Annotated in this window: 13 protein-coding genes; 9 read left to right on the top strand and 4 right to left on the bottom strand. The window is 73.8% G+C overall.

Annotated elements, in window-relative coordinates; all coding sequences use genetic code 11:
* The first annotated feature begins 32 nt into the window (after positions 1–32).
* On the top strand, positions 33–1,976 hold the full coding sequence (dxs, locus tag BFV98_RS11375) for a 1-deoxy-D-xylulose-5-phosphate synthase (protein ID WP_013474513.1): 1,944 nt from the start codon (positions 33–35) through the stop codon (positions 1,974–1,976).
* Positions 1,977–2,723: 747 nt separating this feature from the next.
* Here the strand turns inward: dxs and BFV98_RS11370 are convergent.
* Positions 2,724–3,914 carry a hypothetical protein gene (locus BFV98_RS11370; RefSeq protein WP_071098836.1) on the bottom strand — a complete coding sequence of 397 codons (1,191 nt, stop codon included), beginning with the start codon at positions 3,912–3,914 and terminating at the stop codon, positions 2,724–2,726.
* A 249-nt stretch (positions 3,915–4,163) separates the two neighbouring features.
* On the opposite strand from BFV98_RS11370, the gene BFV98_RS11365 reads away from it, so the two are divergent.
* Together BFV98_RS11365 and BFV98_RS11360 are read left to right on the top strand one after the other, a co-directional pair.
* On the top strand, positions 4,164–5,990 hold the full coding sequence (locus BFV98_RS11365; protein ID WP_369830081.1) for a hypothetical protein: 1,827 nt from the start codon (positions 4,164–4,166) through the stop codon (positions 5,988–5,990).
* Complete coding sequence (locus tag BFV98_RS11360; RefSeq protein WP_071096241.1) at positions 5,948–7,732, top strand: hypothetical protein; 1,785 nt, start codon at positions 5,948–5,950, stop codon at positions 7,730–7,732. The genes BFV98_RS11365 and BFV98_RS11360 overlap by 43 nt, the downstream gene beginning before the upstream one ends.
* Positions 7,733–7,744: 12 nt before the next feature.
* On the opposite strand, the gene BFV98_RS11355 is transcribed toward BFV98_RS11360, so the two are convergent.
* Positions 7,745–9,613 (bottom strand): hypothetical protein, encoded by a 1,869-nt coding sequence (locus BFV98_RS11355; protein ID WP_369830080.1) that lies wholly within the window; start codon positions 9,611–9,613, stop codon positions 7,745–7,747.
* A 90-nt stretch (positions 9,614–9,703) separates the two neighbouring features.
* On the opposite strand from BFV98_RS11355, the gene BFV98_RS11350 reads away from it, so the two are divergent.
* Together BFV98_RS11350 and BFV98_RS11345 are read left to right on the top strand one after the other, a co-directional pair.
* Positions 9,704–10,960: a PQQ-binding-like beta-propeller repeat protein gene (locus BFV98_RS11350; RefSeq protein WP_071098834.1), complete on the top strand. Its 1,257-nt coding sequence runs from the start codon at positions 9,704–9,706 to the stop codon at positions 10,958–10,960.
* Positions 10,957–12,249, top strand: coding sequence for a PQQ-binding-like beta-propeller repeat protein (locus tag BFV98_RS11345; RefSeq protein WP_071096238.1), 1,293 nt, complete (start codon positions 10,957–10,959; stop codon positions 12,247–12,249). The genes BFV98_RS11350 and BFV98_RS11345 overlap by 4 nt, the downstream gene beginning before the upstream one ends.
* On the opposite strand, the gene BFV98_RS11340 is transcribed toward BFV98_RS11345, so the two are convergent.
* A complete protein-coding gene (locus BFV98_RS11340; RefSeq protein WP_071096236.1) occupies positions 12,250–13,539 on the bottom strand; it encodes a peptidase C39 family protein in 1,290 nt (429 codons plus the stop codon).
* A gap of 448 nt (positions 13,540–13,987) precedes the next feature.
* Here BFV98_RS11340 and BFV98_RS11335 point away from each other — a divergent pair, with 448 nt between their 5' ends.
* The 4 genes from BFV98_RS11335 (at position 13,988) to BFV98_RS11320 (ending at position 19,206) form a co-directional block, all read left to right on the top strand.
* Positions 13,988–14,656, top strand: a complete 669-nt coding sequence (locus BFV98_RS11335; protein WP_013284809.1) for a response regulator transcription factor — start codon at positions 13,988–13,990, stop codon at positions 14,654–14,656.
* Positions 14,653–15,819, top strand: a complete 1,167-nt coding sequence (locus BFV98_RS11330) for a sensor histidine kinase (RefSeq protein WP_369830064.1) — start codon at positions 14,653–14,655, stop codon at positions 15,817–15,819. Before BFV98_RS11335 ends, BFV98_RS11330 begins: the two co-directional genes overlap by 4 nt.
* Before the next feature lie 205 nt (positions 15,820–16,024).
* Positions 16,025–18,574 carry a malectin domain-containing carbohydrate-binding protein gene (locus tag BFV98_RS11325; protein ID WP_013284811.1) on the top strand — a complete coding sequence of 850 codons (2,550 nt, stop codon included), beginning with the start codon at positions 16,025–16,027 and terminating at the stop codon, positions 18,572–18,574.
* Positions 18,575–18,819: 245 nt separating this feature from the next.
* Positions 18,820–19,206 carry a VOC family protein gene (locus BFV98_RS11320; RefSeq protein WP_013284812.1) on the top strand — a complete coding sequence of 129 codons (387 nt, stop codon included), beginning with the start codon at positions 18,820–18,822 and terminating at the stop codon, positions 19,204–19,206.
* Positions 19,207–19,263: 57 nt separating this feature from the next.
* Here the strand turns inward: BFV98_RS11320 and BFV98_RS11315 are convergent, their stop codons facing one another.
* Positions 19,264–20,040, bottom strand: coding sequence for a hypothetical protein (locus BFV98_RS11315; protein WP_071096234.1), 777 nt, complete (start codon positions 20,038–20,040; stop codon positions 19,264–19,266).
* Positions 20,041–20,185: the final 145 nt, after the last annotated feature.

Genomic DNA, 20,185 nt, shown 5'->3' with positions numbered 1-20,185 from the left:
GGACTGTTCCGCGGCCGATAGACTCTCCGGTCATGAGTGTTGAAGAGGGCACGGCCAACCACGGTCGGCTGCTGGGCACCGTCCGCGGCCCGCAGGACGTGAAGCGGATGACCGCCGAGCAGCTGGACATCCTCGCCGCCGAGATCCGTGACTTCCTGATCGCCAAGGTCTCCCGCACCGGCGGCCACGTCGGCCCCAACCTCGGTGTGGTCGAGCTGACCCTGGCGATGCACCGGGTCTTCGACTCCCCGCGTGACCGGCTCCTCTTCGACACCGGCCACCAGGCGTACGTGCACAAGATCCTCACCGGCCGGCAGGAGGGCTTCGACAAGCTCCGCCAGCGCGGTGGCCTCTCCGGCTACCCCAGCCAGGCGGAGAGCGAGCACGACCTGATCGAGAACTCGCACGCCTCCACCGCCCTGTCGTACGCCGACGGCCTGGCCAAGGCGTACGCGCTGCGTGGCGAGAAGCGCTCAGTGGTCGCAGTGGTCGGCGACGGCGCGCTCACCGGCGGCATGTGCTGGGAGGCGCTGAACAACATCGCCACCGCCGGCAACCCGCTGGTGATCGTGGTCAACGACAACGGCCGGTCCTACTCGCCGACCATCGGTGGCCTCGCCGACCACCTGTCGTCGCTGCGGCTCAACCCCGGCTACGAGAAGGTGCTCGACACGGTCAAGGACGCGCTGGGCAACACCCCGTTCGTCGGCAAGCCGATGTACGAGGTGCTGCACGCGGTCAAGAAGGGCATCAAGGACGCGGTCGCCCCGCAGGCCATGTTCGAGGACCTCGGCATCAAGTACGTCGGCCCGGTCGACGGTCACGACGTACCGGCGGTCGAGGCGGCGCTGCGCGCCGCGAAGAACTTCGGCGGCCCGGTGATCGTGCACGCGGTCACCCGCAAGGGCTACGGCTACCGTCCCGCCGAGGACGACGAGGCCGACTGCCTGCACGGCCCCGGCGCGTTCGACGCCGAGACCGGCAAGCTGCTCGCCGTGCCGTCGGTGAAGTGGACGAACGTCTTCGCCGACGAGCTGGTCGCGATCGCCGACGAGCGCCCCGACGTGGTCGGCATCACCGCCGCCATGGCCGAGCCCACCGGCATCGCCACGCTCGCCCGCAAGTACCCGGAGCGGGTGTACGACGTGGGCATCGCCGAGCAGCACGCGGCCACCTCCGCCGCCGGCCTCGCCATGGGCGGGCTGCACCCGGTGGTCGCGGTCTACGCCACGTTCCTCAACCGCGCGTTCGACCAGGTCCTGCTGGACGTGGCCATGCACAAGCTGCCGGTCACGTTCGTGCTGGACCGGGCCGGCATCACCGGCCCGGACGGGCCCAGCCACTACGGCATCTGGGACATGTCGGTCTTCGGCGTGGTGCCCGGCCTGCGGATCGCCGCGCCCCGCGACTCGGCCACGCTGCGCGAGGAGCTGCGCGAGGCGGTCGCCGTGGACGACGGCCCGACCATCCTGCGCTTCCCGACCGGCACCGTCGCCGCCGACCTGCCGGCCGTACGCCGGGTCGGCCCGGTCGACGTGCTGGCCGAGTCGGCGCGTACCGACGTGCTGCTGGTGGCGGTCGGCTCGTTCGCCGGCCTCGGCGTGGAGGTCGCCGCCCGGGTCGCCGAGCAGGGATACGGCGTGACAGTGGTCGACCCGCGCTGGGTGCGCCCGGTGCCGGCCGAACTGGTCGAGCTGGCGTCCGCGCACCGGCTCGTGGTCACCGTGGAGGACGGCGTACGCATCGGCGGCGTCGGCTCGGCGCTGGCCCAGGCGATGCGCGACGCCGACGTCCGCGTACCGGTCAAGGACCTCGGCGTAGCGGCCGACTGGCACCCGCACGGCAGCCGCGCGCAGATCCTGGCCGACCTGCGGCTGACCGCCCAGGATGTGGCGCGTGACGTCACCGGCTGGATCTCCGGCCTGGACGCCGCCCCGGTCGACCCGGCCACAAACGGAGCCCGAGCCCAGAGCTGACCTGACCTGCCCCCCACCCGCGCCCTCCGCGCCTGGTTTCCGCGTCGATCTTGCACTTGCGGCCCTCCTGATGTCGGCTTCGCCCGATCAGGGAGGGCCGCAATCGCAAGATCGCCGGATGTCTGGGGTCGAGGGAGGGGTCGTGGAGGTGCGCGAGGCGGGGCTGGGCGGCGGCGATCACCTCGGCGCACAAGCGGGTGCGCTGCGCCATCGTGGACGGTGCCCTGGCCGGCGTGCTGGCCCTGGGGCCGCCGCACTCCTCCGACCTGGATCCGCGGACGACCGCGCAGCTCCATCCACGTCGACCCGGAGAAGGGGACGAGGCGTGGGTGGTGCGCTGCACGCGCTGTTCGTAGGGCACCTCGAGGACGATGGACTGGCGCTGGGCGTGCTGGAGGTGTGGGAGCGCAACACCCGGGCCCGAGCCTTCTACACCCGCCCCGATTCCGTCGATCTTGCACTTCCGGCCCCCAGATTGCCGGTTATGCCCTGTTCAACGGGGCCCCAACTGCAAGATCGCCGAGTCGCGCCAGCCCTGCCCCTGCCCCCGCCCTGGCCCGCCCCGTTGACCAAGGAGTTTGGGGGCGTGGAGGAACTCCCGGGTGACACAAACTCCTTGATCACCGAGCAGGGTGGATGATCATGAGGTTGGCCGTGCGGGGTGTCCGGTTTGTCGCCGTCAACTTCATGATCGACGGGGTCGGGCCAACGCGGGCGGGGCGGGGAGGGGAAGAGAGGGAAGCGGGGTCAGGGGGTGGGGAGGGAGCGGTACCAGGTCTTCTCGGTGCCGGCCAGGCTGAACGTCTGCCTCTGGTCGGTGTGCTCCACGACCACCAGGCCGGGACGGTCGACCAGGCGGGTCGTGCCGGGCGGGGCGGAGAACGAGGCGTCCCGGGTACGCCACGACAGCACCGCCAGCGGCCGGCCCGGCATCGGCAGGTGGTACGCCTGGAGCGTGGTGGACCGGTCGGCGGGGGAGACCACCGGAGTGCCACCGTCGGCGGGCCGGTAGACCACGGCCGTCATCGTCCCGGCCGGCGTCTCCCAGCTGAGCTGCTCCAACTCGCCCGGCTCGCCCTCGCCGAGAGCCACCGAGCCGAGCGAACGCGTCGCGATCTTCGCCATCGGCCAGGACTCGGGCGCGGAGCGGGGTGCCTCGCGGTCGCCGATGCGGCGCGGCACGCTGCCGAACGGGCCCCGCTCACCGGCGAGCACGCAGGTGTCCAATCCGGTCAGCGCACGCTTGCCGGCGCCCGTCTCGTCGCGTACCAGAGGGTAGCGGGGCGCTTCGGTGGCCGTACCCAGGTCGAGGACGCGGTCCGCGGCCCGGCCGCGCGGCAGCGACGGCGTGGCCCGCAGCGTCGCGGTCACTTCGACGGCCCGGCAGTCCGGTACGGCGACCGGGTCGGTGACGCCGTCGGTGGTGCCGAGCACCTTGCCGTCGGGCCCGGTCAGGCGTTCGACGCGGGCCGAGGTGAGGTAGCGGCGGCCGGACGGCTCCCGCACCGGCAGCACGTCGGAGTAGACCAGGTAACCGGGGTCGGTGTACTCGGTGGCGTGGACGACCCGCCAGCGCTGCCCGTCCCGGTCGAGTTGCAGCAGCCAGGAGGCGGACTCGCCGGGCACGTCGGCGGCGACGAGCGCGAGCGCCGACCCGGCGACCTGACCGGAGAAGAGGATGCCGGACGTGGGCACGTGCACCCGGTCGTCCACCGGGGAGCGCCAGTCGCGTACCGCAGTGGTGATCGCGGCGGTGGCCGCGGCGTCGCGGGCCAGGCTGCCGCGCGGCGGCCACACCGCGAGGGTGCCGTCCAGGCTGTCGTAGCCGACCCGCAGGTCCGCCGGCCGCCGTTCGGCGACCGGACCGCAACCGGCCGTGACCAGCAGCAGAGCTGCCAGCGCGATGCCCGTCGTAGCGCCTCGGCGGGCTGAAAGCACCCTGATCCCCTCGCCGGTCGTCGGTCGGAAGCCCACATGGTACGAGACGACCGGTCACCCGGCCGCGCCCGGCTCACCCTTTCGGCCGATCGGCCACTGCGGAACGTGACGGGCGATTCGGGTACCAATATCCGGCTCCGGTAGACTCCGCCGACTGTGACGCCTGCCGAGACCCGCGGCGCCTCGACGCCGGACGCCGCCGCCCCGACGGGCCACCGCGCCGTCACCCTGGACCCACCGTCGGTCACCATCACCGCCGAGCCGGAGCCGGCGACCACCACGCCGACCACAACCGAGGCGTCGGCCACGCCGGGCGCGCGGCGCGCGCGCCGGTGGCGGTGGACGCGCCACCGGATCGACCTCACCGTGTACGGCGGATTCCTGCTCGCCGCGATCTGGGTCACCAGCGGCATCTGGGTCGACCCGGCCGGACGGGTCGCCGCGCTCTACAGCAGCGACCCGGCGCAGGTGCAGTTCTTCCTCGCCCACTCGGTGCGGGTGGTGCTGCACGGCGAGTTCCCGTTCTTCACCGAGCAGTTCAACTACCCCGACGGCGTCAACCTGATGGCGAACACCGCCATCCTGGCGCTCGGCATCCCGATGGTGCCGGTGACCCTCCTGTTCGGACCGGCGGTCTCCTTCGTCACGCTGGTCACGCTCGGCCTGGCCGGCACCGCCGCCGCCTGGTACCGGGTGCTGTCCCGGCACCTGATCCGGCACCGCCCGGCCGCCGCCGTGGCGGCCTGGTTCTGCGGGTTCTCACCGGCCATGCTGTCGCACGCCAACTGGCACCCGAACATCATCAGCCAGTTCCTGCTGCCGTTCATCGTGTGGCGGGTGCTGGTGCTGACCCGGTCGGCCCGGCCGGTCCGCGACGGCGTGCTGCTGGCGCTGCTGGTCACCGCGCAGGCGTTCATCAACGAGGAGATCCTCCTCTTCACCGCGCTGGCCCTGGGCGTGTTCCTGATCGCCGTGGTGGTGCAGCAGCGCGAGCGGTGGACGACCGCGTGGCGGCCGCTCGGCGCCGGGCTGGCGGTCTGCGCGGCGCTGGCCGGGGCGCTGCTGGCGTACCCGCTGTGGGTGCAGTTCGCCGGGCCGATGGCGTACCACGGGCTCAGCGACGCGGTGCGCGACTACGGCAACGACATCGCCGCGTTCTTCGCGCCCGGCTCGCCCACGTTCGGTGGCAACGAACGCGCCAACGTCAACCTCGCGCCGAACTACTCGGAGGAGAACGCGTTCTTCGGCTGGAGCCTGTCGCTGCTGGTCGTGGGCATCGTGGTGTGGCTGCGGCGGGACGTGATCGTCCGCGCGCTCGCCGCCACCGGGCTGTTCTTCGCCGTGCTCTCCCTCGGCGAGCGGATCTCCTGGTGGGACCGGGAGATCGCCACCGGCCCGTGGGAGCTGCTGGTACGGCTGCCGCTGCTCGACGCCGTGGTGCCGACCCGCTTCGGCCTGATCACCGGCGTGACGGTGGCGATCCTGCTCGCGTACGCGGTCCGTCGCGCCTGGGCGCTGCGCGGCGTGGACCGGCGTACCGCCCGCAAGCTCACCGCCGCGGGCCTGGTCCTCGCGCTGCTGCCGATCGCGCCGATGCCGTTGCAGGTCACCACCCGGGAGCCGGTGCCGGAGTTCATCACCGCCGACAGGTGGCGCAAGTACGTCGGGCCGGACCAGACGCTCGTGTCAGTGCCGGTGCCCGCGATGGGCAACACCGACCCGATGCGCTGGGCGGCCAGCACCAACCTCGACTTCAAGATCCCCGGCGGCTACTTCCTCGCGCCGCGCAACGGCGTCACAGGCGACCCCGGGCGCTTCGGCGGCCGCCCCAGCGGCATCGGCGAGATGCTGCGGGAGGTATCGTCCACCGGCCGTACGCCGAAGCTGGACGACCGCCAGCGGCGCCGCTACCTGGACGAGCTGCGGCACTGGAACGCGGCGGTGGTGGTGCTGCCGCGCGACGAGCAGAACGCCGAGCCGCTGCGCCGCACCGTGGAGCAGCTGGTCGGCCCCGGACGGCAGGAGCTGGACGTGTGGCTGTGGGACGTGCGGAAACTGACCAGCCGGTCCGTCTGACCGAACCGGCGGTCCCCGCCCCCGCGCCCCGCCGCCGTCGGCCCCGCCCGGCCGACGTGCTGGTGGTGGCCGGCTACCTCGGTCTCGCCGTGCTGCTCACCACCGGCCAGTGGCGCCGGCCGGAACGGCTGTTCCACCAGGCCGGCGACCAGATGCTGTTCGAGTGGATGCTGGCCCGGGCCGCCCGCGCTGTCACCGGCGGCGAGAACCCGCTGTGGAGCGGCGCGCTGAACGCCCCGGACGGGGTGAACCTGATGGCGAACACGTCGGTGCTCGGGCTGGGCGTGCCGCTCACCCCGGTCACAGTCGTCTTCGGCTCCCAGGCGGCCTTCCTCGTCGCCGTGACGCTCAGCCTCGCCGGCACCGCCACCGCCTGGTACGCGCTGCTCGCCCGCCGGCTGGTCCGCTCCCGGGCCGCCGCCGCGGTGGGCGGCCTGTTCTGCGGCTTCGCCCCGGGCATGGTGGCGCAGGCCGGTGCGCACCTGCACATGGCCGCCCAGTTCCTGGTGCCGGTGATCCTCGCGCTGGTGTTCCGCCCGGCCACCGACCGGGTCCGGCGCGACGGCGTGCTGCTCGGGCTCGCAGTCGCGTACCAGGTGTTCCTCGGCGAGGAGGTGCTGGTCTTCCTGGCGCTGGCCGCCGGGGTGTTCGCCGGGGCGTACGCCCTCGCCGACCGGGCCGCCGCGCGCCGGCTGACGCCCGTGGTGGCCCGGCGGCTGGGCGTCGGCGCGCTGGTGGCGGGTGTGCTGCTGGCGTACCCGCTGTGGTTCCAGTTCGCCGGGCCGGGCCACTACCGGGGGATGCCGTTCCACACCGAGGGCTACCGGCTGGACGTGGTCTCCTTCGTCACCACCGCCCGGCAGAGCGTCGCCGGGGACGCCCACCGGGCCGGGCTGCTGTCACCGAACCCGACCGAGCAGAACTCGTTCCTCGGGCCGTTCCTGCCGCTGCTGGCCGTACTCGTGGTGGTGCGGCTGTGGCGGCGGCCGCTGGTGCGCGCGCTCGCCGCGTGCGGCCTGCTGTTCGCGCTGCTGTCGCTCGGTTCCCCGGTGCTGGTGAACCGGCACGACACCGGGCTGCCCGGCCCGTACCGCCTGCTCGCCGGCGTGCCGCTGCTGGACCTGGTGGTGCCGGCGCGGTTCGCGCTGGTCTGCGTACCGGTGCTCGGGGTGCTGCTCGCGCTGGCGCTGGACCGGGTCCGGCGCGGCGGCGTGCGCACCTGGGCGCCGTGGGCCGGCGCGGTCGCCGCCGCGCTGCTGCCGCTGGCGCCGACGCCGATCCGCGCGGTGCCGGTCCCGCCGGTCCCGGCCGTGGTGTCCGGCGGCGGCTGGCGGGAGTACGTGCCACCGGGCCGGACGCTGGTGCCGGTGCCGCCGGTGACCGGGGCGGCAATCAGCCCCGCCATGTTCTGGTCGGCGCGCACCGCGCTGGCGTTCGACGCGCCGGGCGGCTACTTCATCGGCCCGCGCTCGGCCACCGACCCGGCGGCCCGCTGGGGCGCGCCGGACCGGCCCACGTCGCTGCTGCTGCGCCGGGCCGCCGAGACCGGCCGGGTGCCGCCGGTCGGCGAGACGGAACGCCGGCAGGCGGTCGACGACCTGCGGCACTGGCGGGCGGCGGCACTCGTGCAGGCCGACTCGTCACCGGGCGACCCGGTCCGCGCCACAGTGGACGCGCTGGTCGGCCCCGGCCGGGACGTGCCCGGCGGGTACCTGTGGGACGTCCGCCCGCTCGTCGGCTGACCGGTACCGGGGTCACACCCGGTCGCGGACGTCCCAGATCCACACGTCGTCGACCCGCTGCGGCGGGCCGAGCAACTCGGCCATCAGGTCGCGCAGCACCGCCTCGCGCGGGCCGGCCCCGAGCACCACCACCGACGCCCGCCAGAAGCGCAGGTCGTCCACGGCCTGGCGGCGGTTCTCCTCGGTGATCTCCGGCACCTCGTTGGCGTCCATGGTGGAGTAGATGAGCGTGCTGGTGGGGCGGTTCGGGGCGCCGAACACGCCCTCGCCGCGCTCGTTCGGGCCGATGAAGTAGCCGCCCGGGACCGGGAACTCCTGGCCGGTCAGCGCGCTCCAGCGCAGCGTGTGCAGACCGTGCACGTTGCTGGGGATCGGCACCGGCACGAGCGTGCGGCCCTCCGGCACGTACGGCCGCCAGCCGCCGGCGGTGATGAAGTGCGGTGGCGGGTCGATCCGCTCGGCCGGCAGCGGACGCGGGATCAGCGGCACCACGGCGGCGGCGATGGCGACGAACCCGGCCAGGCGCAGCACCCGGCGGCGCGTGTCGCGCGCGGTCGTCCCGCTGTCGTCGTCCCCGCCGTCGTCGGCGCCGGAGCGGGGGGCGGGCACCGGCGGGCGGCTGGCACCGGCCAGCGTGTCCCACGCCAGGGCGAGCAGTACGCCCACGGCGGCCACCACGACCAGGCTCAACCGGGTCGGCATCATCATCTCGACGAGCGGCAGGTCGTCCGGCACGTACGCCCACGGCCCGTCGATGTCGGTCTCCACGCCGTTGAACCGCACGACCGGACCGATCGAGGCGATCGTGAAGACCACCACCAGCACGGCCAGGATCCGGGCCGGCACCGACCGGCGGACCAGCAGCACCAGCGCGGCCACCGCCACCAGCACCAGCGGCCAGCCGAACCAGGTGTTCTGCTCGGTCAGCCCGATGGTCTTCTCCACCGCCTCGTCACCGGCGATCGTGTCCCGGGCGAACGTGACGAAGGCGACCAGGTCCTCGCCCCAGTTGTGGAAGACGCCGCCCTGCAACCCGCGGTAGGACTGCGGGCCGTTGAACTGGAACCAGATCGGGTACGCCGTCAGCAGCAGCGCCAGGCCGCCGCCGAGACCGAGCGCGGCCACGAACGACCCGGCCCGCTCGCGGGTCGCGCGGGGCCGCTGCACCGCGTACGCCACCACGACGACCAGGCAGGCCAGCGCGGTGAGCAGCAGCATCTCCTCGTTGATGAAGATCTGGTACGCCACCAGCAGCCCGAGCGCCAGCCCGTTGCGCCGCCAGCGGCCCGGCTCGCCCAGCCGCAGCACCCGGGCCACGATCAGCGGCAGCAGGAAGTTCGACACGAAGTTGGGCTGGCCGTTGGCGTGGTGCACGATGCCCGGCGCGAAACCGAGGAACGCGCCGCCGACGAACGCCGCGGCCCGGGAACGGACCAGGTGCCGGGACAGCACCCAGTACGACGTGGCGGCGGTCGCGGACAGCGCGGCGCCCAGGTAGAGCGCGTACATCACCTGTGGGCCGAGCAGCAGCGTCAGCGGTGCCAGCGGCAGCGTCACCCCGAGCAGCGAGGTGTTCGCCATCATGTTCACCCCGTCCGGCGCGTTCTGCCGGGTGGTGAACAGCGGGTTCTCCAGGTGCTGCACCGAGTACGCGCCATGGGCGAACAGCCACTCGAACCAGCTGTGGTCGGTGGGCAGGTGCGAGGAGACCCGGTGCTCGACGTCGCCCCAGTAGTTGAGGCAGACGAGAACGCCGAGGAGCACATAGGCTCCGATGGCCAGCACGTCGGCGCGGGCCGGCCGGCGACGGGCGCGGCGTGGCGGGTCGGCCACGACGGCGTCCGCCTCGACGGACGAGGGGTTCAACGAGGGGTCCACCACGGGCACGGCCACGACGCGCCATCGTACAGGCGGTTCGTCACACGGCCGGTCACGGTCGGGCGGCGGCTCGGCGCGCGGGAGAGGATGGTCGTGACCGTCATCGATCTGGGGGAGCTGCGCGACGACGCCCCGCCAGGCCCGGCGCCCCGCCCCCCGCGTGCCGTCGGACGGCCGTTCCGCCTTCTCGTGGTGCTGCTGGTGGCGCTGCTCACGCTCACCGCCGCGACGCCGCCGCGAGGCCCGGTCGAGTGGACGCTGCCCGGCGGGCTGGGATCGGCCGTGTTCGTCTCCGGCGACGTGGTGTACGTGGTGCGGCCGGACCGCGGGAGCGCCGGCGGCGGGCGGGAAGTCGTCGCGTACCGGGGCGACCGGGAGCGGTGGCGCAGCCCGCTGCCCGGCACCGGCACCGTCGTGTCGGTGTGGGAGCAGGACAGCCGGGTGATCGTGGCCGGCCGGAGCGTCGACGACACGGACTGGCAGACGGTGACGTACGACGCGGCCACCGGCGCGGACGTCTGGCGCCGGCCCGGAATCGCGTTCGCTGTGGGCCGGGTGCTGCTGATGCAGTCGGCCACATCCGACACCAGTACGTCGATCATGGAGGTGGACCCGGCCGACGGCCGTACGGTGTGGACGGCGCCGATGACGGGCGCGCTGGGTTTCGACGTCGAACCGACCGGGCCGGTACGCATGGTGTTGTCCCCGGCGACCGGGCAGACGGTGGTCGTGGACGCGCGCACCGGCGCGCGGCTGGTGGCCCGCGATCTGGACCCGGTACGACGGCCCGGCCCGCGCCGGTTGCAGCTCGCCCGCGGGCTGCTGCTGGAGTTCCGCGACGGCGACGGGGCCATCGAGGCGTACGACCTGGACACGCTCCGGCCGCGCTGGACCGTCGCGCGGAAACTCGTCGGCCACGTCGAGAGCTGCGGCGCCCTGCTCTGCGCCGTCGGGCCGGCCGGCGGGATGACCGCGCTCGACCCGGCGACCGGCGCCGTGCGCTGGAGCGTGGACCGGTGGGCGGGCGTGGCGGCGGCGCGTGGCGGCCGGCTGCTCGTCGGCGTCCCCGACACCGACATCGACGACGGCCTGGCGGTGCTCGACCAGGACGACGGGCGGCTGATCGCCGACCTGGGCGGCTGGACACTGGTCCCGCAGCACGAGTCGGGCGGCCCGCTGCTGGCGACACGGCCGCTGGGCGGCGGCCGCCGGCTCCTGGCCGAGGTGGGCCTGTCCGGCGATCCGCCCACGATCCGGGGCACGCTCACCGGCACCGACTGCACCACCGGCATGACGCTTCTGGTCTGCCGCCGGCCCGGCGGCGACTACATGGTGCGGCGGCTGACGTGAGCCCGGTGATCGAGCTGGGGGAGATGCGGCACGGCGAGTCCGCCGACGACCCGGCCGACGCACCGCCCCGCCGGCCGCCGGGCCGCACGGCGCGGGTGGCAGTGCTCGGGTGTCTGGTGCTGCTCGTGGTCACAGCCGCCGCCGGGCCGTCGCGACGGCCCGAGCCGATCCGGGTGCCCGCCCCCCAGGGCGCGGCGTTCGTGCTCCTGCCGGACCGCGTGGTGGTGGCCGACGGCCCGGGCGCGATCGGGCGGGGTGGGCGGGTGGTCGCCGCGTACCGGCTGCCCGGTGGGGAACCGGCGTGGCGGTTCGCGCTCACCGACGGCGACCACGTGCTCGGCCTCACCGCCGTGGCCGGGGGACTGCTGGTGACGAGCAGCCCGGCCGGGGACGGCGACTCCGTGTCGGCCATGCTCGACCCGGCCACCGGCACGCTGCGCTGGCGGCATCCCGGCTACCCGGTCCGGACCGCATCGGGCGGGCTGCTGCTGGAGAACCCCCGCCCACCAGGTGCGGGCACCGTGCGGGCCGTGGACCCGGCCTCCGGCGAGGTGCGGTGGACGCTGCCCGTGCCGGGCCAGGAGGTGGGATACCGCCGCGACGACCACGGGGTGACGCAGCTCGTCCTGGTCACCGCGCAGGGCCGGGTGACCGTGTACGACGCGGACTCCGGCGCGGTCGCGCACACCGGGCGGGTGGCGCCCGCAGCCGATCGCGCCGCCTACCGGTACGCGCAGGTGGTGGCCGACCTCCTGCTGGTCGAGGACGCCCGGGGCACGGTCACCGGATACGGGCTGGACCGGCTCGACGAGCGATGGAGCCTGCCGGTCGGCTCCCGCGCCGGGCTCTGGTTCGCCGACTGCGCCGGGATGGTGTGCCTGCGCGACCAGGTGGGCGGTGCGCAGGCCCTCGACCCGGCCACCGGCCGTCCGGCCTGGTCGGACGAGCGCTGGCTGGGGATGGGCCCGGTAGGCGACCGGCTGATCGCCGCCGAGCGCGGGGTCGGGGAGGAACTGGAACTGTCGGCGCTCGACCCGCCGACCGGCCGCGTGCTGGCCCGGCTCGGGCGCTGGCGCGTCTCCGGCAACGACCTCCCGTCCGGGCCGCTACTAGGGCTGCGCACGCTCACCGAGGACCGGACGCTCGTCGGCGCGCTCGACGTGGCGGCCGGGCAGGTACGGATCCGGGGGATCCTGCCCGGCGCCTGGTCCGAGTGCGCGGACACGGGTACGGAACTGGTGTGCCTGCGACCGACCGGCGGCATGGCGATCTGGCCGGTCGGCCGCTGATCACCAGTTGGCCTGCGCCGGAGGCGGCGGCAGCGGCGTCGACTCGGGCCGCAGCACGTACGCGATCCCGCCGCTGCCCGCCTGCCAGGCGCTCTCGAACGGCCCGCGCGGCACGGTGCGGCGGACCCGCTCGTCGTCCGGGGCGTACGGGTCGTTGAGCACCGGGTCGCCCTCGGCGGTGAAGCCGGCCAGCACCATGAGGTGTCCCCGGGTGTCGTAGTCCAGTCCGGGCACCTGACCGGCGGTGAACGCGGCCGAGACGATCAGCGGGATGCCGGCGGCCACGAACCGTTCCGCCTCGGCCAGCGAGCGCAGCCGGGTGACGAAGGCGTCCACCCCGTGCGTCGCCGCGTACGCCGTGTTGAACGGCCAGTTGCCCGGCCCGCCGAAGGCGTGGTCGTAGCAGTGCCGGGCGGCGTGCACCACCTGCGGACGCGGGCCGGGCGGCGCCACCCAGGCGTACCGGTCCGCTGTGGGTCCGGTGCCCCAGAAGTCGAGCACCATCGACACGCAGGTGGGGCTGCACCAGGAGTCGCCGCCGCCACCCCAGCGGGTCTCCCCGGCGGCGTGCAGCCGCTGCGCGTAGCGCGGCACGTCCAGCACGCGCCCCCACGCGTCGCCGGCCTCCGCGGGGGCGGCCTCCGCGCCGCCGGGCGGGTCGGTCGAGGCGACCACGCCCACGGTGCGCAGCACCGGGCCGGCGGCCGCGTCGAGCCGTCGGAGCAGGGTCACCCGGACCTGCCAGCCGGTCACCGTCGCGCCGGTCACCCGCAGCGTGTCGGCGGCGACCCGCGCCCGGTCGTCCTCCTGCCCGGGTACTGAGGCGCGGTGCACGGCGCTGTCGTCGGCGGCCCAGTGGCCCAGCTCGTACCAGCCGGTGGCGGCCGTGCCGTCGGCCCAGCCGCGCATTTCGACCCGCAGCCAGCAGCCGGGCGGGGTGTCGGCGGTCCACGAGGGCACCAGTTCGGTGACGGTGAAGCCGACGGCCGTCACGGGGGAGGTCCAGGTGCCGGCGGCGTACCCGGCCGTGGTCCCGGAGTGCGGATCGGTGTGCGTGACCCGGCCGGCCGAGCCGTCGAGCGTCAGGCCGTCCGGCCCGGCGCGCAGCCCGTCCGCACGACCCCGGTCCCGGTCCGCCGGGAAGCGGAACCGGCGGTACGCGATGTCGCGGCCGCTCATCGGGAACCCGCCCGGCGCGGCCGTGACCTGTGCCTGCTGCGCTTGTCGATCATCGCCGCCGAGCATCGCGTACCCGAAGGTTTTCTGCAACGGCGGCCCGTGCCGCCGCACGCGGCCGGCCCTCCCGCCGTGCTGTCACCGACCGTAGCCGCAGCGCATCAGCGGCATGGTCCCCCGCGTGCCCTTTGCTCTGCAGCCACCGACGCATCCGTGACGTACGGCTACCGCTGCGCATAAGGCTGCAGAGCAAAGGGCGCGGAGGGGTATCTTCGCCGCCGGGGACCGCTTCGCCGTTTCGGCTGGTCAAGGAGATCTGGCCCGTCGGCTGTCCGGTTTGGCCGGGTGAGCGGCCACTACGGTGCGTGACGCGCTGGTGAAGAGGCGTCAAAGTTACGAAAAGTCACCACTCAGGGCTCCAGGCGCGGCTAGGTGGCCCGAGCGCACCACCCGCGCTCCCCGGCGGTGCGCTCGTCGGCGGGCGTCTCGGGGGTCGGCTCCTCCGGCGGCGGGTTTTGCCTGCCGCACTAGGTTGTCAGGGGTCACGAGGTGGGAGGCCGGGATGCGGGTACTGGTGGTCGAGGACGAGCGCAACCTCGCCGACGCGATCGCGCGCGGGCTGCGCAAGCGCGGTATGGCTGTCGACGTCGCCTACGACGGCGACGCCGGGCACGAGGCGGCGTTCGTCACCCGCTACGACGTGGTGATCCTGGACCGCGACCTGCCCGGCGTGCACGGCGACCGGATCTGCGCCGACCTGGCCGCCTCCGGCGCGCTGACCCGGGTGCTGATGCTGACCGCCAGCGTCACGGTCGCCGACCGGGTCGAGGGGTTGCAGCTCGGCGCCGACGACTACCTGGCCAAGCCGTTCGCGTTCGACGAGCTGGTGGCCCGGGTGCAGGCGCTCGGCCGCCGCGCCACCCCGGCCGCGCCGCCGGTGCTGGAGGTGGCCGATCTGGTGCTCGACCCGGCCCGCCGGGTGGTGAGCCGGGGCGGCGTGCCGCTCGACCTCACCAACAAGGAGTTCGGCGTGCTCGCCGAGCTGCTCAAGGCGCGCGGCGCGGTGGTGTCCAGCGAGGAGCTGCTGGAGCGGGTCTGGGACGCCAACACCGACCCGTTCACCACGATCGTCCGCGTCACCGTGATGACACTGCGCAAGAAGCTCGGCGACCCGCCCCTCATCGACACCGTCGTGGGCGCGGGCTACCGCATCGGCGGGGTACGGCAGTGAGCGCGCGGAGCGCCCGCCGGGTGCGGCCGACGCTGCGGCTGCGGCTGACCCTGCTCAACGGCGTGCTGCTGGTCGGCGCGGGGGCGATCCTGGTGCTGCTGGCCTGGCTGCTGGTCCGCGACGCGCTGCGCCCCACCGACGAGCTGCTACCGGGCACCACTGTGGTGCTCACCGACGGGCGCACGCTCGACGCCGGGCAGTGGCAGCGGCAACTGGTGGACGCCGCGTCACAGGAACTGCTGGTCAAGGGTCTGCTCGCGCTGGTGGCGATCAGCGTGGTCGGTGTGGCCGGGGCGTACCTGGTGGCCGGCCGGGCGCTGCGCCCGCTGCACCAGGTCACCGCCACCGCCCGCCGGCTCGGTGAGGCCACGCTCGACGAGCGGATCGGCTGGTCCGGCGCCGACGACGAGGTGGCCGAGCTGGCCGAGACGTTCGACGCCATGCTCGACCGGATCAGCGGTGCCTTCGAGGCGCAGAAACGGTTCGTCGCGAACGCCTCGCACGAGCTGCGGACGCCGCTGGCGGTGATGCGTACCGAAATCGACGTGACGCTCAGCGACGACGACGCCGACCTCGCCGAGTACCGCCGCATGGCCGGCGTGGTGCGCGACGCCTCCGAACGCGCCAACGGCCTGGTCGACGCGCTGCTGGTGCTGGCGCGCAGCGAGGCGCAGACCGGCCGGCGGCTCGCCCGGCGTGCCGAGTCGGACCTCGCCATCGGCACCGCGAACGCGCTGTCAGCGGTCTCCCGGGAGGTGGAGCGCATCGGCCTGAAGGTGCACACCTCGCTGCGCCCGGCGCCGGTGGTCGGCGACCCCGGGCTGCTCGACCGGCTCGCCGGCAACCTGGTGGAGAACGCGGTCCGCTACAACCACCTGCACGGCCGGATCTGGATACGCACCGGCACCGACGGGGAACGGTCCTGGCTGGTCGTGGGGAACACCGGCTTCGAGGTCGCCCCGGCCGACGTACCCGGGCTGTTCGAGCCGTTCCGGCGCGGAGGCCAGGAACGCACCGGCGCGCGCGGCTCCGGTCTCGGCCTGTCGATCGTGCGGGCCGTCAGCGACGCGCACGGCGGCACGGTGAAGGCGGTCGCCCAGCCCGGCGGCGGCCTCGAGGTGACAGTCACGCTTCCGTCGGCCGACCCGGCGGCGGCCACCTGACCGCCGACCCGGCCCGTCCAGCCGGTGAGGCGGCCTCACCTTTTCGTGCGGCCGGCCTCGGCTGTCCCGGCCGGGCCCGACGGTGGTCGGCCCCCGGCGGCACGGTGGTCGGGCAGAATGCGCCGCTCCCGCTGGACGCGGAGCCGGGGATCAACGGAGAGTAAGCGCAGCGACGCCTCACCCTGCTCACCCACCGGAGCTGCCCGTGACCCACCCCTCGGCCCCGCGCCGCCGCCGTCTTCTCGCGGTCCTCACCGCCGGCGCCCTCACCGTCGCCGGCCTCTCGCCGGCCACGCCCGCGGCAGCCGTCGCCGCGCCCGGCCACGACAAAGTGGTCCACACCGTCCCCTCCACCGCCTCGCCCGACGTCCAGGACGGCTCGGTCGACGCGATCCACGACGCCGGTACGAAGATCATCGCGGGCGGCTCCTTCACCCGGGTGCAGAACCGCAACTCCGACGTCGACATCCCCCGCGACTACCTGCTCGCCTTCGACAAGGCCACCGGGCAGGTGGACACCGCGTTCGCGCCCACGCTCGACAACGAGGTGACGGCGGTCGTCGCCGGTCCCACAGCGGGCACGGTCTTCGTCGCCGGCAAGTTCAACACCGTCAACGGCGTGACCCGGCGCAAGGTGGCCCTGCTCGACGTCGCCACCGGTGCGGTCGTCACCAGCTTCACGCCGCCGGCGTTCAACGGTCTGATCAAGGACATCGCGCTCGTCGGCGACCGGCTGCTGGTCGGCGGCATCTTCACCACGGCCGGCAACCCCAACCCGCGCGGCGGGCTCGCGTCGCTCAACGCCACCACCGGCGCGGTCGACAGCTACCTCACCACGGCGCTGACCGAGAATCACAACTGGGACGGCGTCAGCGGCGCCAAGGCCGGCGTGGGCGCGGAGAAGCTCGCCGTCTCCCCGGACGGCACGCAGCTCGTCGTCATCGGCAACTTCAAGAAGGCCGACGGGGTCCTGCACGACCAGATCGTCAAGATCGACCTGGGTGCCACCGCCGCCACCGTCGCGGACTGGAACACGGCCCGCTACACGCCGCGCTGCAAGTGGCAGTCGTTCGACTCGTACGTCCGCGACGTCGCGTTCTCCCCGGACAACAGCTACTTCGTGGTGGTCACCACCGGCGCCCCGTACGGCGGGACGCTCTGCGACACCGCGGCCCGCTGGGAGGCCGGCGCGACCGGCAGCAGCCTCCAGCCGACCTGGGTCGACTACAGCGGCGGCGACACGTTCCTGTCCGTCGGCATCAGCGAGCAGGCGGTCTACGTCGGCGGCCACCTCCGCTGGCTCAACAACAGCACGGGAACCGACAACGCCCGGGCCGGCGCGGTCGGCCGGGCCAGCATCGCCGCGCTCGACCCCGCCAATGGCCTGCCGCTGTCCTGGAACCCGGGCCGGCACCCGCGCGGCATCGGCGCCTCCGAGATGCTCGTGACCCCGAGCGGCCTCTGGGTCGGCGGCGACACACTCTGGATCGGCAACTTCCAGTACCGCCGGGAGCGGATCGCGTTCTTCCCGCTCGCCGGTGGCAAGGCACCGCACCCGACCACCACGGCGACGCTGCCCGGCAACGTGTACCAGGCCGGCCTGCCGAAGCCGACCAACGTGCTGTACCGGGTGAACGCCGGCGGCCCGGTGGTCGCCGCCGCCGACGGCGGACCGGACTGGGCGGCCGACACCGGCTCCAGCCCCAGCCCGTACCACAACACCGGCAGCTCGACCTCCAGCTTCAACACGGTCGGCAGCCTGGACGCGACGGTGCCGGCCGGCACCCCGGCCGCGCTCTACAGCGACGAGCGGTACGACCCGGCCGGCGGCGCGGAGATGCTCTGGCAGTTCCCGGTGCCCGCCGGCACCGAGGTGCACGTGCGGCTCTACCTGGCCAACCGGTACGACGGCACCTCCGCGCCCAACACGCGCGTCTTCGACGTGGCGCTGGACGGCGCGGTCGTCCTCGACGACCTGGACCTGTCCGCCAGCGTCGGGCACAACGTGGGCACCATGCGGGAGTTCACGGTGACCAGCGACGGCACCGTCGACATCGAGTTCCGCCACGTCAAGGAGAACCCGCTCGTCGACGCCGTCGAGATCGTCAAGACCGGGCCTCCGCCGGCCGGCACCGGTGAGGAGGTGCAGGTCCGCTCGTACGACGGGCTGACCGGCGTCGGCGCGCCCGCTCCGGTGGCGAACCCGGACGAGACCGCGTGGTCCGCCACGCGCAACGCGTTCTGGGTCGGCGGGACGCTGTTCTACGGCACCGGCGGCGCGCTGTGGCGGCGTACGTTCGACGGCACCACGTTCGGCACGCCCGAGCTGGTGGACCCGTACCACGACCCGTACTGGGACACCGTGGTGACCAACTCGGGTCCGGAGGGGCAGACGTACGTCGGCGCGACCACCGGCTTCTACGCCGAGATCCCGAACGTGACCGGCATGTTCTACACCGGCGGTCGGCTCTACTACACGCTGACCGGGCAGAACGGCCTGTTCTGGCGCTGGTTCACGCCGGACAGCGGCGTGGTCGGCGCCGACCGGTTCTCCGTGGCCGGGGCGAGCGGGTTCTCCGACGCGGGCGCCGTCTTCGTGGCCGGCTCCACGCTCTACAAGGTGAACCGGAGCACCGGTGACCTGTCCGCCGTCGACTGGGTGAACGGCGCTCCGTCGGGGACGTTCACGGTGCGCAGCGGCCCGGCGGTCGACGGCGTCGACTGGCGCGCGAAGGCGGTCTTCGTCGGCCCGTAAGGAAGGGCCCCTTCTTAACGCCTGCGGTAGAGGAAGGGCCCCTTGTTAACACCTCGCTGTTAACAAGGGGCCCTTCCTTGCACGAGCGGGGTTGTGTGCGCGGCGCGGGCAGTGGAATGATCAACCGGTCAGCCCGAGAGGTGGAAGGGGGTGTGGTCGATGTCCTTCGTGAACCGTCCCGCGCCCCGCGTTCCCCGCTGACGTTCCCACTCCGCCGGGGCGCGCTCCCCACAGGAGGAAGCACAGTGAGTGCACAGATCCACTGCGTGACAGTCGAAACCGACGACCCGTACGCCCTGGCCGGCTGGTGGGCACGCGTGCTCGACCGCCGGCTCGCCGACGACGACCACCCGGGCGACCCGGAGGCGGTCCTCGCCGCACCCGACGGGCACGGCCCCGACCTGCTGTTCGTTCGGGTGGACGAGCGGCACGGCAAGGGCGCGTTCCACCTCGACCTGCACCCGGCCGAGGGCACCCGGGACGAGGAGGTGGCGCGGCTGCGCGAGCTCGGCGCCGCGCTGGTGGCCGACCGGCGCCGCCCGGACGGAACCGGCTGGGTGGTGCTCGCCGACCCCGAGGGCAACGAGTTCTGCGTCTGCCGGAGCCCTGCCGAGCGGGCCGCGTCCGCCTGATCCGGAAACGACACCGGGCCCCCGCCGTCACGGCGGGGGCCCGGTGCGTGACGGGTGTCAGTCCTGCTTTTCGATCTCGCCGCGCATCGTCACGAACTCCGACTGGAGCTCGGCCGCGGACTTGAAGTAGACGACCACCATGCCGAGGCTGCCCCGGTCGGCCCAGATGCAGACGGCCACCGGCACGTCCGAAGCCTTGCCGTCGGAGCACTTGGCGTCGCCGCCCAGCGGGCCCGCGTCGACAGTCTTGAAGTCCTTGGTGGCCAGGTCCGGGGTGACCGCCGCGGTGGCGTCGGCCAGCTCCTTCTTCGGGTCCGCCATCACGCCGGACACCGCGACGATCATGACCAGGTCCTTCTTGGCCGGGTCGCCGTAGAAGGCGCCGACGGTGCTGGTCGCGTCCGGCACGTCCTTGCTGAGCGCGGACTTCATCTGCGCCGCGGCGGTCTGCAGCTGGGGGTCGGTGACCTTGGCCCGGCCGCCGAGCGTCTGCGGCTCGACCACCCGCGTCTTGGTGGCGGTGACCACCTCGTTGACGGTGTCCTTCGTGGCGAAGTAGGCGGCGACACCGCCGCCGACGCAGAGCACCAGGACCACCGCGAGGACGATCAGCAGGACCTTGCCGACGCCGGACTTCTTCTTCGGCGGGACCGGCGCACCGAGCTGGCCACCGTACTGCGGCTGCTGCGGCGGGTAGTCGCCGCCGTACTGCTGCTGGGGAGCCTGCGGGTAGTCACCGCCGTACTGCGGCTGCTGCGGCGGCTGGTAGCCACCGGGCTGTTGCTGGGGGGAGGGGTAGTTGCCGGAGTAGGGACTGGACGGCGGCTGGGACATGTAGGCAGCTCCTGTGAGAAAACTGGACGCGTGATGGTAGCCAGCACCACCGACAGCCCGCTGTCCGCACAAGGGCGGCGACGCCAAACCGCGACCTACCCGTGACCTGGGCCGCAGACGCCGATCGCGGTGGCCGGACCGTCCG

Origin of the sequence: Micromonospora sp. WMMB235 (assembly GCF_001855515.1) — a bacterium.
Classification (GTDB): Bacteria; Actinomycetota; Actinomycetes; order Mycobacteriales; family Micromonosporaceae; genus Micromonospora; species Micromonospora aurantiaca.
Note: the sequence above shows the minus strand (reverse complement) of the source record. Positions and strands in the feature narration are given on the sequence as shown.

Coding starts and splice junctions, on each gene's coding strand:
- BFV98_RS11335 (WP_013284809.1), top strand. CDS start 13,988: ATGCGGGTACTGGTGGTCGAGGACGAGCGCAACCTCGCCGACGCGATC.
- dxs (WP_013474513.1), top strand. CDS start 33: ATGAGTGTTGAAGAGGGCACGGCCAACCACGGTCGGCTGCTGGGCACC.
- BFV98_RS11315 (WP_071096234.1), bottom strand. CDS start 20,040: ATGTCCCAGCCGCCGTCCAGTCCCTACTCCGGCAACTACCCCTCCCCC.